The organism is Paeniglutamicibacter kerguelensis (assembly GCF_017876535.1).
Classification (GTDB): Bacteria; Actinomycetota; Actinomycetes; order Actinomycetales; family Micrococcaceae; genus Paeniglutamicibacter; species Paeniglutamicibacter kerguelensis.
Genome location: NZ_JAGIOF010000001.1, coordinates 3,638,979 through 3,652,442, shown reverse-complemented (window position 1 = coordinate 3,652,442; position 13,464 = coordinate 3,638,979). Strand labels below are relative to the sequence as shown.

12 protein-coding genes are annotated in these 13,464 nt (G+C 64.1%); 7 read left to right on the top strand and 5 right to left on the bottom strand.

Going from position 1 to position 13,464, the window contains the following annotated elements:
• Positions 1–300 precede the first annotated feature (300 nt).
• From aztD to JOF47_RS16600, 3 genes are all read right to left on the bottom strand, one after another.
• Entirely contained in the window at positions 301–1,644 is a 1,344-nt protein-coding gene (gene aztD, locus JOF47_RS16610; RefSeq protein WP_245356404.1) for a zinc metallochaperone AztD, read from the bottom strand.
• A 240-nt stretch (positions 1,645–1,884) separates the two neighbouring features.
• Positions 1,885–2,562, bottom strand: a complete 678-nt coding sequence (locus tag JOF47_RS16605; protein ID WP_245356403.1) for a GNAT family N-acetyltransferase — start codon at positions 2,560–2,562, stop codon at positions 1,885–1,887.
• Positions 2,563–2,710: 148 nt separating this feature from the next.
• A complete protein-coding gene (locus JOF47_RS16600) occupies positions 2,711–3,406 on the bottom strand; it encodes an HAD family hydrolase (protein ID WP_210000433.1) in 696 nt (231 codons plus the stop codon).
• A 192-nt stretch (positions 3,407–3,598) separates the two neighbouring features.
• Between JOF47_RS16600 and JOF47_RS16595 the strand changes: the two genes are divergently transcribed.
• The 6 genes from JOF47_RS16595 to JOF47_RS16570 all read left to right on the top strand — a co-directional run bounded on the left by JOF47_RS16595 (position 3,599) and on the right by JOF47_RS16570 (position 9,342).
• Entirely contained in the window at positions 3,599–4,360 is a 762-nt protein-coding gene (locus tag JOF47_RS16595; RefSeq protein WP_210000430.1) for a GntR family transcriptional regulator, read from the top strand.
• A 144-nt stretch (positions 4,361–4,504) separates the two neighbouring features.
• Positions 4,505–5,668: an ABC transporter substrate-binding protein gene (locus JOF47_RS16590; RefSeq protein ID WP_210000426.1), complete on the top strand. Its 1,164-nt coding sequence runs from the start codon at positions 4,505–4,507 to the stop codon at positions 5,666–5,668.
• On the top strand, positions 5,665–6,609 hold the full coding sequence (locus tag JOF47_RS16585) for an ABC transporter permease (protein WP_210000423.1): 945 nt from the start codon (positions 5,665–5,667) through the stop codon (positions 6,607–6,609). The genes JOF47_RS16590 and JOF47_RS16585 overlap by 4 nt, the downstream gene beginning before the upstream one ends.
• Positions 6,597–7,466 (top strand): ABC transporter permease, encoded by an 870-nt coding sequence (locus JOF47_RS16580; protein ID WP_210000422.1) that lies wholly within the window; start codon positions 6,597–6,599, stop codon positions 7,464–7,466. The genes JOF47_RS16585 and JOF47_RS16580 overlap by 13 nt, the downstream gene beginning before the upstream one ends.
• Entirely contained in the window at positions 7,463–8,521 is a 1,059-nt protein-coding gene (locus tag JOF47_RS16575; protein ID WP_210000419.1) for an ABC transporter ATP-binding protein, read from the top strand. The genes JOF47_RS16580 and JOF47_RS16575 overlap by 4 nt, the downstream gene beginning before the upstream one ends.
• A complete protein-coding gene (locus JOF47_RS16570) occupies positions 8,518–9,342 on the top strand; it encodes an alkaline phosphatase family protein (protein ID WP_210000418.1) in 825 nt (274 codons plus the stop codon). Before JOF47_RS16575 ends, JOF47_RS16570 begins: the two co-directional genes overlap by 4 nt.
• Before the next feature lie 94 nt (positions 9,343–9,436).
• On the opposite strand, the gene JOF47_RS16565 is transcribed toward JOF47_RS16570, so the two are convergent.
• Complete coding sequence (locus tag JOF47_RS16565) at positions 9,437–10,672, bottom strand: MFS transporter (protein ID WP_210000417.1); 1,236 nt, start codon at positions 10,670–10,672, stop codon at positions 9,437–9,439.
• Between the two features lie 82 nt (positions 10,673–10,754).
• The gene (locus JOF47_RS16560; RefSeq protein ID WP_210000416.1) at positions 10,755–11,423 is read right to left on the bottom strand and encodes a TetR/AcrR family transcriptional regulator; all 669 of its coding nucleotides are present in this window, start codon (positions 11,421–11,423) and stop codon (positions 10,755–10,757) included.
• A 384-nt stretch (positions 11,424–11,807) separates the two neighbouring features.
• Between JOF47_RS16560 and JOF47_RS16555 the strand changes: the two genes are divergently transcribed.
• A complete protein-coding gene (locus JOF47_RS16555) occupies positions 11,808–13,448 on the top strand; it encodes an ABC transporter substrate-binding protein (RefSeq protein ID WP_210000415.1) in 1,641 nt (546 codons plus the stop codon).
• Positions 13,449–13,464: the final 16 nt, after the last annotated feature.

The following is a 13,464-nucleotide window of genomic DNA, read 5'->3' as shown; positions in this document are numbered from 1 at the left end:
GAAGACGTTGCGGCTGCCGACATGCAATTCGACCCTGACAGCCTTCTTTCCCGGAGACAGGAGCATGGGACGGCCCTCCAACGCTCGGGTGCCACGTTGCCTGGACAGGACGAATCGCCGATTCAATTCGCGAAGGTCCGCTCGCCAACGGGTTGGAATGCAGGTGCCCGGGTTCGTTCTGGTTTGAGGGTCAAAAGTTTTGTTGACCCGTTTCGCTGTGTCGACATAAATGTCCTGGCGGACGCGGGGAACCGTTGAAACCGTGGGATAGATGCCATATCGATCCCAACGGGCCGTCGGCTAACTGGATGCGATCGCTAATTCATTCGGGATTTCTGGCAAGACGATACTTTGAATCACCTTGCCTTTCTTGAGGTCGACGGTGTGCAGCTCCTTGGTGGCCGGATTGGTGACAAAGGCAGTTTCTCCCTGCACTAGCAGAGTCGGCCGGGGCTCTTGCCAGTCCAGTGGCTCTTCCCACTCGTCAACAACCTTGATGACGGATTTTTCTTTCCCTGTGGACGGATCATAGATGTGTAGCTTTCCATCCGTGCCGAGCACGAGGGCGCCACCCGATTTGTTGCGTCCCAGCGAGCGGAAAGAATACGAAAAGTCCGTGTCAACCAGCCGAAGCTCGTTGGTGGCGGTGTCCGTGAGCGAGAAGGTCGTGGGGCGTTCCAATTCCGCGTCTTTGTCCATCTTGTAGTCGCCAAGAACCACGGATGAGTTTTCGTTTCCGGATTGGTTGCCGATCCGTCCGTAGGCGTCCGGTGATGAAACCTTGGTGATTTTCCCGTTCTTCACCACGAGCAAACCGTCTTCACACCCAACGACTATTGCCTCGTCCCGGGCTGCGGCTTCGCCGTGAACACCTGGGCAGTCAGTGCTTGTCGCAATCGTGCTTCTGCTGCCGTCCGTTTTTGCCTCACCCAGAAGGGCGATGCCTGAGCGGGACTCGCTGTTACCTTCCGTGACGAGCAGCCGCCCGTTCTCCAGCGACACGGCGACGCCATGGTGCGCTTGCGGGGTTTTGTGATCCTTGGTCTTGGGCAGCGTTTCTTTCGACAAGGCCCTTGGATCGAAGATGCTGACGTTTCCTGTTGCGTCATCGAAGAGAACCGTTTGTCCACCATGGTGGACGGCATGCCCGGGTTGTTGCGCCGGGAACTTCTGTTCTTTGAGTGTCGGATTGGAAACAAAGTGGTGGAAATGATCGCCGTGGACTTCGGACCAAGACCCCGTGTCCAAGACTTGGAACCCTCCGGCTGTGGATACGAGGACATGCCGTCCGTCGCCAGCAGGGTTCACACGGTTGAATCCGTCAATCCGGAAATCGGAGACGACCTTTCCATCGGTGGCACCCAGCACAAGGACGCCGCCGTCGTATGTTACAGCCAGGCGCGGCTGAGCCGTTCGGGATTCCGTTGTCTGCGGGGATCCGTCCTTTGCGGTGTCTGCATCGTTCTTCGGGTCCTGGTTTGAAGTCGTTGTCGGTCCAGGGTTGGTGGCGGGCGCTGGTGCGGTGGCGCAGGATGCGAGCGCCAGTATCGAGGCAAAAGCGGTAGTCACCACAATGGTGCGACGCGCTCGACGTTCAGCGGTCTGAGTTTCGATCGAGACGTATTCGGTGTGGGTGGGTTTCATGCCCGTCAGCATATTGCAAATAAGAATCATTCGTAATAATGTGAACCGGATCGGCTCCGGAACGATTGGTTCACTGCCGGGCGGCCATAGGCATGTCGCGTCAGGAGGTGCATTCAAAAGGTTTGTTGGGCGGGCTCGATGCTCGCTCGAACTCTTAGGAGATCGCTTTGAGCCCGCGGGCCAACTTGCCGGGCTCCCTGCGCAATGGCACTGGATCACATGTGAAGCGAGCGTGTGGCATCACAGGGCAGTTGCCGGTTGTTTTTGAGTGGGGAAGTCGATCCGCATGACCGCCCGCCGCGGGGTGGGGTGGCTGACTTCGGTGAACCCTGCATCGACGAAAATGCTGCGGCTTCCGACATACATTTCGCCCCAGACCGCTTTCTTTCCCGGAGGCAGGACCATGGGGTATCCCTCCAGTGCGCGGGCGCCGCGTTGCCTGGCGAATTCAACGGCTGCCGCCGCCAAGGCGCGTGAAACGCCCCGGCGACGATACCCGGTACGCGTGACAAAGCAGACCAGTGACCAGACGTTTGGATCCTCACGGTCTTCGTTGCGACCGCTCCATGGGACCTTGGACCCCAGCAAGCGTGGATAAGTGGTGCGGGGTTCGACGGCGCACCAACCCACCGCCTCATCACCCAGGTAAGCAATGAGTCCGCTGGTTTTCGCGGCACTCGCGTTTCCGCAGGCGGTTTGAGTTTTCAGACGATCGGCTAGTTCCTCGACGCTTAGCTCGTCGAAGCTGAGTCCGGGATTCTGGAACCACTGGCATTGGCAGGTCGTGGGGGTTCCCCGCGTCCCGAAGACCTTTTGGATATCGGCCCAGCTGGCCTCATTGGCCGGTATGATGACTGGGACAACCGCTGGGTCGGAAGCGGCCGCTACCTCACCTGTGGTTTCCATGTTCTGCTTCATGAAGTCCCTCCGATCGCCAGACAGTCCCGTTCCGCACCGTGTGGAAACGAGACTGCCAGCGCCGACCACGACGGTCAAGGACCCCGGCCCGTAGTCGACGCCGTGGCAAGTCAACGGGCCATCATACTTGGGGAAACTTGGCTATAGCTCAGCCGAGGTCCAGGTCCAAGCATGCGGTGCCGAGCTCCGGAACGATGATGCGTGCGTGCTGTTCCAGCACTTCGGTTGGGTGCGTGCCTTCGACGCAGATGGCGATCATGCCGGCCGCGGCAACGGCGCCGAGTCCCGGGATCGAGTCCTCGAATGCGGCGACCCGCGCGGGATCCTCCAGGCCGAGGGCGGCTGCCGCACGTTGGAAGCCCTCCGGGTGCGGCTTTCCCTGCACCACGTCCTCGTCCGTGACCACAATGCCAAACAGATCCAGCAGTCCCGCGCGCTCCAGCGCCGGGAGCACCTGCAACCGGCTTGCCCCCGTGACAACGCCGAGCTTCAGGCCCGCGGCATGCAGTGCGTGGACCAGTTCCCGGGTGGCCGGGCGGATCAGGCTTTCCCGTTCGATGCGCACGGCGTATTCGGAGTCGATCAGGGGCAGGTACTTGTCCACCGGCCCGGCATCGGCCGGCGCGAGCGCCAGGATGTCGGCCATGATCTCTCGATCGCTGCGACCAGCCAAGGTCTCCTGGTATTGCCGGGCGGTGAGGTTCACGGAACAATGGGTGGCTGCCAAATCGATGAACAGGTCCCGCAGGACGCCCTCGTCGTCGGAGAGTGTGCCGTTGAAATCAAAGAGCACGCCGTCAAGGTTCGTGAGGGTCAAAACGGCATTGGCGGAGGTGGCGCGCATGGTGCGTTTCCAATCTTGTAGGGTTTAGTGAAATCGTTAATCGGTCTAGACCTATGGGCGATCGAGAGACCAAGCTAGCGAGCCGACATGTCCCCGACCGCCTCTTTGGGTGGACCCCAGCTTGGCTGCGGATTAACGGAACGTGAACGCGGCCCGGCAAATGAAAGCGAGACGAAAATCAATACCGAGGAATTGCTTGAACAAGCACAGGGGCTTGTCCTTGATCCGGGGCTGCCGGCCCACCAGTCGATCAGCGATTGGCTCTCCGGCATCATCGCCGGAGGCCTGCTTCCGGCGGGCAGCAAGCTGCCGGCCGAGCGGCAATTCGCCCAGAGCATGGGAGTCAGCCGCATGACCCTGCGCCAGGCCCTGGATACCCTGCTCCAGGAGGGGCGGATCGTGCGCGCGGTGGGCAGCCGCGGAGGTTCCTTCGTGGCGGAGCCGCGGGTTCCCGTGGATATCTCCAACCTCATGGGACTTAGTGCACAGCTGCTCAAAAGCGTGCATAGCGCCTCGTCAAGAGTGCTTTCGGCGGAGACTATTCCGGCAGACAGGGCCGTGGCCGAGGCCCTGAGGATGTCCGTCGGGTCCCCGGTGCACCGGATCCACAGGCTCCGCTTTGCCGCCTCGACACCGGTGGTGCTGGAAGAGACGTTCTTGCCCGCGGAGTTGTTTCCGGGACTGCCGGAGCGTGACCTGACAGGCTCGATCTACGCGGTGATGGGCGAGGATTACGGACTGGCGCCGTTCTCCTCCGTTGAGGAGCTGAACCCGGCGGTGGCAGGCGAGGAGAACGCGGGTCACCTTGAAATCGGACCCGCGACGGCGGTGCTTGGAATCAAGCGCACCGGGCTGGCCCGCGACGGGCGCCCGGTCGAGTATTCCGAGGACCTGGTCCGCACCGACCGGCTGAAGATCGTGGTTTCGGGGCGCGTGGGAGCGTCAAGCGACTGAGCACGACGCAGGCTTATCGGTCTAGACCATTGTTCATCTGTGGGACACCTTGGCGTCGCTGCCCGTCAAGGTGGCGTCGTTAGGTTTGAGTCCGCAAGCAGGTCCTTCCCCGGGCCGACTCACTCACACGGAGAGCATCCCGCCTTGAATACTTCAATCGTTCCGGCAGCAATACGTTCGACGAAAACCACCCGACGCACCCTGCTCCGCGGAGTCGCCTCGCTCGCGCTGCTTGCCACGGTGGGCGGTTCGCTCGCCGCCTGCAGCCAGGCACCAACCGCTGCGGCAAACATCGGCACCACGACCAGCGAGATCGCGGCCCTGGCCAAGACCGAGGGCACGGTCCAGCTGATCGCGGTGCCGGCAGACTGGGCCAACTACGGCGGCCAGTTCGCCGCCTTCAAGGAAAAGTACGGCGTGGACACCCCTGTGGCCACCCCGGACGCCTCGAGCGCGGACGAGATCACCGCGGTCAAGAACCTGCGCGGCCAGAAGACACAGCCTGACGTGATCGACATCGGCTACTCCTTCACCAAGAAGGCAAGCGACGAGAAGCTGATCGCGCCGTACAAGCCCAGCAACTTCGACGCCATCCCGGCGGACCTGAAGGACCCCAACGGCATGTGGGTGGGCGCCTACTACGGCGTGGTCCAGGTGGGCACCAACACCTCGGTGGTCGAGGCCCCGAAGACCTGGGACGACCTGCTGGACCCCAAGTACAAGGGCAAGGTCGCCCTGCCGGGCGATCCGCGCAAGGGTGCCTCCTCCATCGCTGCGGTCTTCGCCGCGTCCCTGGCCCACGGTGGCAGCCTGGACAACATCCAGCCGGGCATCGACTTCTTCGAGAAGCTGGCAAAGTCCGGCAACCTGGTGAGCATCACCTCCCCGGTCTCCGCCCTGAGCACCGGCCAGGCCGCCGTGGTCCTTGACTGGAACTACAACTTCCTGGGCATGGACGAGGAATTGAAGAAGTCGAACATCGCCCTGGAAACCAAGACCTTCGAGGACGGTGTCTTCGGCAACTACTACGCCCAGCCCGTGGTCGCCGACTCGCCGCACCCCAACAGCGCCCGCCTCTGGGTCGACTGGCTCACCAGCGACGAGGGCTCCGAACTCTTTGCCCGCGGCGGCGGCATCCCCGCACGCTACATCGAGCTGAAGAAGGCCGGCAAGCTCTCCGAGGAGGCGCTGTCCAAGCTGCCGGAGGCGGACGTGATCGAGAAGATCAAGTTCCCGAGCATCGAGCAGGGTGAAACGGCCGGCAAGCTGATCGTCGAGCAGTGGGGCCAGAAGGTCGCCGCGCAGTGACGATCGAGCTCGACAAGGCGGCCGACCGGCCCGAGGCGGTGCAGACACCGCCGCCAAGCAAGACATCGCGTAAGACAACGCATAATACAACCCGCAAGGCACCGGGCAAGCTGGCCGGATGGCTGGGCGCGCTGCCGCTGCTGGTGTTCCTCTCGGTGTTCCTGATCGCCCCGATCGCCACCAACATCTTCACCAGCTTCCGGGTGGACGGGCAGTTTTCCCTGGAGCCCATGGCGAAGCTTTTTGAACCGCAGTACCGCGATGCGTTCATCCAGACCATCAACCTGTCCCTGCTGACCGCGGCGGTCGGAGGGGTGCTGGGATTCATCCTGGCGTGGGCCCTGGCCACCGGCACCAAGCCGGCCTGGCTGCGGAACCTGGTGCTGTCCTTCTCCGCGGTGGCCTCGCAGATGGGCGGGGTGGCGTTGGCCTTCGCGTTCATCGCGACCCTCGGCGTGCAGGGCTTGGCGACCCGCATCATCCTGTCGCTGACCGGCTGGAACCTGAGCGAGAACATCCAGCTGGCATCGTTCTTCGGGCTGGCCCTGGTGTACCTGTACTTCCAGGTCCCGCTGATGGCCATCCTGATGCTGCCGGCCTTCGGCTCCCTGAAAAAGCAGTGGCCCGAGGCCGCCTACTCACTGGGTGCCAGCCGCTTCCGCTACCTGGCGGACGTGGCCCTGCCCATCATGTGGCCGCCGATCGTCGGCGCACTGTTGCTGCTCTTCGCCAACTCGTTCAGCGCCTATGCCACCGCCTACGCGCTGGCCGGGGGCCGGGTGAACCTGGTGCCGATCCTGATCGGCTTCTTCATCTCCGGGGACGTCATGGCGGACGAAAGCTTCGCCGCGGCGCTTGTCACCGGCATGATCGTGATCGTGGTGGCGGCCATGGGCCTGCGGACCCTGCTGGAAAGAAGGACCAACAAATGGCTGCGCTAGAAACTGCACCCGAAACACTCCGGGAAGCACGACCAAAAGCAGCGCCGCGCACGAAGCCGGCCGGCGCACCGAAGTTGCAGGACACCGCGCGGATCATCATCTTTGCCGCGGCGCTGGTCATGTTCTTCATACCGCTGGTGGCCTCGGCCGCATTCGGCTTCACCCTGCCGGGGAAGGGCTTCACGCTCGAACCGCTCACCGACGCACTGGCGGGCACCGACTTCGCCGCGCAATTGTTCACCACCCTGGAGCTGGCGGTGCTCAGCACGCTGGGATCCTTGGTGCTGCTGGTGCCGACGCTGCTCTTCCTGCATTTGAAAGCCCCGAAGATGCTGCGGCTGACCGAGTGGCTGTCAGTGGTTCCCTACGTGGTGCCGGCCATCGCGCTGGTGGGCGGGGCGAACCTGTTCTTCCGCAACGTGGCACCCAGCTTCCTGGTCAGCACGTATTCGCTGGTTCCCTTCTACATGGTGCTCACGCTGCCGCTGGTCTACCGGAGCCTGGACGCGGGAATCCGCGCCCTGGATGTCCAAACCCTGTTCGCCGCAAGCGCCAGCCTGGGTGCCAAGCCCCGGCAGACGCTTCTCCACGTGGTGCTGCCGAACATGCGCGCGGCCCTGCTGGGTTCCGCGCTACTCTCCTGCGCCATGGTGCTGGGGGAGTACGCGCTGGCCAGCCTGCTGCTGCACTCGACCTTCCCGGTCTTCATGGTGCAGGTGGGCATGAACCAGCCGCGCGCCGCGGCCGCCCTGTCCTTCCTCACCATCCTGGCCACCTGGCTGTTGCTGGCGTCCCTGTCTTCAGTGACGGCGCGGCGCGGCACCAAGAAATCCACCACGAAAGGGGGATCCCGATGACCCGGGATTCTGCAGAAGTCTCACTGGCCGGCATCAACAAGGCCTTCGGTGGCCGCATGGTGCTGGACAACTTGGACCTGGACCTCGCCGGCGGCGAGCTGCTGGCACTGCTGGGCCCCTCGGGCTGCGGCAAGACCACGATCCTGCGCGTGCTGGCCGGGCTTGAAACCCCGGACGCCGGCACCGTGCGGATCTCCGGCAAGGACATGACCCGCACCCCGGTGCGCGAGCGCGGCATCGGGATCGTCTTCCAGGCCTACAGCCTCTTCCCGCACATGTCTGCGGTGGAAAACGTTGCCTATGGGCTGAAGGTCGCCGGGACGTCACCGGGCAAGCGCACCGCCCGGGCCAAGGAGCTGCTGGAAACCGTGGGGCTGGGCGAACACGCGGCCAAGTTCCCAGCCCAGCTCTCCGGCGGCCAGCAGCAGCGCGTGGCACTGGCCCGCGCGCTGGCGATCGAGCCGCGGGTGCTGTTGCTCGACGAGCCGCTTTCGGCCCTGGATGCGCAGGTGCGGGTGCACCTGCGCGAGGAAATCCGGCGGATCCAGACGCAGTCCGGGACCACCACCCTGCTGGTCACCCACGACCAGGAGGAGGCCCTGACGGTCGCGGACCGGGTGGGCGTGATGCTCAACGGGCGCATCGAACAGCTCGGTTCCCCGCAGGAGATCTACCAGCGCCCACGCACGCCCTTTGTCTCCGAGTTCGTCGGGGCCGTGAACCGGATCCCCGCGCTGCGCGCGGGCAACGAGGTCACGGTGCTGGGCCACCGGATGCCGATGTCCAACACGGCCCCGGAGCTGCTCGCCGCCACGGGCCTGGAGGCCTTGGTCCGTCCGGAGGACCTGAGCCTGCTGGCGCAGAGCCGCGGGGAAGGGATCGTCAGCTCCATGGTGCTGCGCGGCCCCACGACCAGCGTGGTCGTCGAACATGCCGGGTCCAGCCTGAGGGTGGACATGCCCTCGCACGAGGCCGCCGGGTTCACGCTGGCCCAACGCGTCGAGGTCCACACCCGACGCTCCTCGGTGCTGGTTGATGCGGAGCGTGCGGCATGAGCCCGAAGACCGCAAGCCCGAAAATTGCGTTGGTGGGAATCGACGGCCTGCGCATCGACCTGGCGCGCGGCACCGGAAAAATGCCGACGCTCGACGCGGTGATCGAGCAGGGCGTGTTCAACGAGCTGGTGATGGAGGTGCCCACCCTGTCGGGGCCGGGCTGGTCCACCCTGCTCACCGGCAGCACCCACGCCGAGCACGGGGTCAAGGACAACAAGTTCATTGGCCACCAACTGCTGCACCGCCCGGATTTTCTGAGCCGGGCCTACTTCGCCGACCAGTCGACCACCACCATGGCGGCGGCCGGATGGCCGCCGCTGGTGGACCCGGCCGACGCCGGACCGGTCCTCTGGGAGCGGCGCGAACAGCAGCGCTCCGGCCACCACCGGGTGATCTCCCGCGACGGGGAAACCTACGGCTACCAAACGGTGGACGCGCAGATCGCCGACCATGCCGTCGACGTCCTGTCCGCCAAGGGGCCGGATGTTTCCTTCATCTACTTCTGCGACGCGGATGACGAGGGGCATGTCTACGGGCCGCACAGCGCGCAATACGCCGCGGCCATGACCCGGGTGGAGGGCCACCTTTCGCGCATCAAGCAGGCCATCGCCCGCCGCGTCGAGGAACTCGGCGAGGACTGGTACCTGGTGCTCACCACCGACCACGGGCACGTTGATGCCGGCGGTCATGGCTCCGACAGCGCCGTGGAACGGGCCTCGTTTGTTGCGGCAACCCGCTTCGGCGGCTCGTTGGAACACTGGCCGGAAGCGCTCGCGCCCTCGGAACTGACCCCGCTGCTGCTGGAGTGCCGCAAGGGCTGACGGGCGCACGCACGGCCACAGGCGCCGAGTCCCCGGGCAGGACCTTCCGTCCGGGGACTCGGTGTTTCCAATGTCGTATTTAGGGGGCAGTCTTCTAGCGGTGTGAGAAGCGCAGCCCAAGCCGCCGCTCGCTCAGCGCGAGCGAGAGCAGGATGCCGAGGGCGGCAAAGCCACAGGTCATCCACCAGGTGGAGGACCAGCCGCCGGTGGTTGTGGCCAACCAGGCCACGATCATCGGGCCGGTGAAGTTGCCGATATTGAAGATCTGCTGCATCAACCCCATGGCCGCGGGCGCCGATCCGCCCTCCGGGGCCAGATCCACCGCCATGCGGGTCAGTGTGGTCGGCACCATCGCGCCGGTCAGCGAGAACAACGCAACGCAGGCCACCTGCCAGGCCATGCCGTGGGGCACCTGCGACCAGTCGACCGCGAAGGTCAGCACGCTGGTGACACCCATCGACATGAAGGCCAGGTTCAGCAGCAGGCGCGCTGGCGCCCCGCGCTGCAGCAGGTACCCGGTGGCCAGGGCGCCCACGGCATTCATCCCGCCGACCACTCCGGTGAGCACGCCGGGCCCGACCCCGGAAATCCCGCTCTGCGCGTAGACGGTGGGCAGGAATCCGACCACCGCCATCCACTGGATCGTGTAGCAGCCAAAGACGATGCCGGCGATCCAGACCCGTCCCGACCGCGCCGTGATGCCGATGCGGGCCATTGCCGTGCGTGCGCCGCCGGTGCCCGCTGCGGGGTCGGCCGGGACAAAGCGCAGGACCAGCGGGATGGGCAGCAGGCTGACCGCGGCCATCATCCACCACAGCGACTGCCAGCTGGCGACCTGCAGCAAGAAAGCGCTGGCCAGCAGGCCAACCAAGGTGGCTGTTCCCTGGTATGCGCTCCAGCATCCCACCGCAAGGTTGACGCGCCGCGCCGGCGTATGGGACCTGATCAGCCCGGGTCCCACCACCGTCGCCACGATGAAGCCGACACCCTCGACGGCGCGGGAGGCCAGCAGCATGCCTGCCCCGGTGGACAGTGCGCCGAATGCAGATCCGGCGCTGAGCAAGAGCAGTCCCAGGAGAAGGGTTCGGCGCGGCCCGATGACCTCGGCCAGCAGGGAGACGGCCAGCCCGCCGACGATTCCGGCAAGCTGGACAATGCCCAGCAGTACCCCGGCCGTCAGCAGCGAGAAACCCAAGCTTTCCTGGATCAGCGGCAGTGCGGCGGGCAGCTTCCAGATGTGCAGGGCCGCACTGATGCCCGCAATGACCACCACGATCCATGCGGCATTGCCGCCCCGGGTTTTCTGGAGGCGTGCTTGGGTAGTGGTCACCGGTTCGGTCCTTCGTTGGGCGGATCTTCGGATTGTTCCACGGCCCGGGCCGGGAGGCCCAAGTCGTGTCGCCGGACTGCCCTTAGTTTCTGCCCTTGTCCGCCGCCGTGCGGATGATTTGCCGCACGCCGGCGAGGAAAATTTCCCGGTGGTCGAGTGCGAGGATCTCGTCCCGGATGGAGGCGACGAGTGGGTGGTGCGACGGGTCGACGAGTAGCGGTCCCGTGAACCATTCGTGTGATTCAGGGTCGGAGGATTCCGCCAGGTCGCGGGCCAGTCCGGCCGCGCCGGCCAGCACGTAGGCGCCTAAAATCGCATACTGCTCGGCCAGGGCGCCTCCGCGCAGGCCCGCCTCGGAGAAGCAGGAGAGCATGAGTTCGATGCTGTCGAGTTCCCCCTGCCCGCTGGTGGTCAGCGATGTTGCGGTGACGGCGATGGCCGGGTACTCCAAGAAAGTGTCGAGGGTCAACGCAGCAAATTCCGCCAGGCAGTCTTCCCACTGCGAAGTCGGGACGGTCCTCCGGTCATGGGCCATCTTGAAGAGCCTGTCGAGCAGCTCCTGCATGAGGCTTTCCTTGCTTTGGAAATGCCGATATATCGCGGTGGGGTCGACCCCCACTTCCTTGCCGAGATCGCGGTAGGTCAGGCTCAGTGTGTGCGGGCGTGACGCCAGGCGAAACGCCGCTTCGACAAAGACTTCGCGATCCAGCGGCGCCTTGGCTGGCCTGCCGGTCGATGATTTGCCTGACACGCGGGCCTCCGTTCTATCCGCCGGGGCGGGATCTGATGGTTTCTCCGATCATCCTACATTCGATGCTGACAACGTCTATGTCAACACCATTGACAGCGGCATTGACGGCACTTAGGGTCATAACTATCACTCTGAAGAGACGGGGGTCACATGGTTGGGGATTCTGTAGTGCGGCTTCTTGGGCGCGGGAATTCCATGCGGTCCTGCGGGGCCGACCGTCCGGCGGAGCCACTTCCAGCCGCCTGGCCATTGCACCAAACCCCTATTTGAGTTTCACGCCGAGGATTACCAACCCCGGCCGGGTCCCGCGCATCCGGGATCTATGGCCAATTGTGTTCGCTTTGAAGACGACGATCTGTTCCACCTGAGCAAGGAGCCTGAAAAATGAGAAACAAGTCCCTGAAGCTGGCGCTGGCGGCAAGTGCCGTTCTGACGCTTGCTGCCTGCTCGGCCTCCCCCGGGGGTGGTGCTGGCGGTGGTGCAGGAGCCGTGGCGCCGAGCTATGAAGTTACCGCCAATACACCTGCCCCGACCGGCGAGCTGGACAAGCTGATATGGTCCACCTACGCCGAGCCGTTCTCGCTGGACTACGTCTACGCCTTCGACTACGCCGACAACCAGATCCTCTCCAATGTGTGTGAATCCCTGGTGCGGCTGAACGACGACATGTCGATCTCCCCGGGCTTGGCCACGAAGTATGAGAATCGGACGCCCAACACCTGGGTTTACACCATCCGCGAGGGTGTGAAGTTCCACGACGGCACCACGCTCACCGCGGACGACGTGGTGGCATCCATGAACCGCCACCTGGATCCGAAGGTCGGGTCCTTCTGGTTCTCGGTCTACCAGAATGTTGAAAGCATCAAGAAGACCGGCCCGAACGAGGTCACCGTTACCTCGAAGCAGCCCGATGCGCTCTTCAACGAGTCGATGTCCGGTGCCGCGGGCGTTATCGGCAATGCCGCAACCATGGCGAAGCTCGGCGCCGATTACGGAAACTCCAAGGGTGGGGTCAACTGCACCGGACCGTTCGAGCTCAAAAAGTGGCAGAGCGGCGAAAAGCTGTCCCTGACGCGATTCGACAACTACTGGGACAAGGACCTGAAGGCCAAGGCCAAGGAACTCGACTTCGTGGTCATGACCGATCCGGTGGCGCGCGTCAACGCGATGAAGTCGGGCGAAGTGGACGGCGGATGGCTAGTTCCAACCAATGCAGTGAAGGAATTGGACGCCTCGGGCGCCGGCCAGGTTCACTTCGGGATGAACACCGCGGTGCAGTCGCTGATTGCCTCAAACCCTGAAGGCCCGTTGGGCAAGCCGGAGGTCCGCAAGGCGCTGCTGATGGCAATCGACCGCAACGGCCTGGTTCAGGCCGCGGCGTCCGGATATGCCAAGCGAACCAATTCGTTGACCACCGAATCGGTGTGGAGTCATGCGGATCCTGCCACCAAGGAGGCGGCGTTCAAGGACCTCGAGGATTACCCCTACGACGTCGAGGCAGCGGCCAAGATCATCAAGGAGCAGGGCGTTGAAGGCCAGGAAATCACCATCACCACCGCGCCGATCAGCAATGACTTCGCCGTGATTTCGCAGGCCACAGCGGCCGCGGCGGAGTCGATCGGCCTCAAGGCGAAGATCAACACGGTGACCCCCAACGCCTACACCGCACTCTTCTCCGACCCTGAAGCGCGCAAGGGCACCGACCTCTACTTCACCAGCTGGTACCTTTCCGTGGCCGACCCGCAGGAGATGTTCTCCATCCTGCGCACCGACGACTTCTCCAACTACGGCAAGTGGTCAAACCCGGATTTCGACAAGTCCGTCACCGATGCCGTGCAAACCATGGATCAGGACGAGCGCTTCACCAAGTCCCTCGTGGCACAGGAGATCACCAATGCGGAGATCCCGTGGCTGCCGCTCTACGAGAGCCCGAACCTGCTGTGGATGAACAACAAGATCACCGGCGCCTCGCCGTCGATCAACTTCATGTACTACCCGTGGGCGGCAAAAATTGGCTCAAAATAACATTGCGCCAAGCGGT

Bases quoted from the DNA above. Each gene is read 5' to 3' on its own strand.
- aztD (WP_245356404.1), bottom strand. From the start codon at position 1,644: ATGAAACCCACCCACACCGAATACGTCTCGATCGAAACTCAGACCGCT.
- JOF47_RS16605 (WP_245356403.1), bottom strand. From the start codon at position 2,562: ATGAAGCAGAACATGGAAACCACAGGTGAGGTAGCGGCCGCTTCCGAC.
- JOF47_RS16600 (WP_210000433.1), bottom strand. From the start codon at position 3,406: ATGCGCGCCACCTCCGCCAATGCCGTTTTGACCCTCACGAACCTTGAC.
- JOF47_RS16580 (WP_210000422.1), top strand. From the start codon at position 6,597: ATGGCTGCGCTAGAAACTGCACCCGAAACACTCCGGGAAGCACGACCA.
- JOF47_RS16575 (WP_210000419.1), top strand. From the start codon at position 7,463: ATGACCCGGGATTCTGCAGAAGTCTCACTGGCCGGCATCAACAAGGCC.
- JOF47_RS16570 (WP_210000418.1), top strand. From the start codon at position 8,518: ATGAGCCCGAAGACCGCAAGCCCGAAAATTGCGTTGGTGGGAATCGAC.
- JOF47_RS16555 (WP_210000415.1), top strand. From the start codon at position 11,808: ATGAGAAACAAGTCCCTGAAGCTGGCGCTGGCGGCAAGTGCCGTTCTG.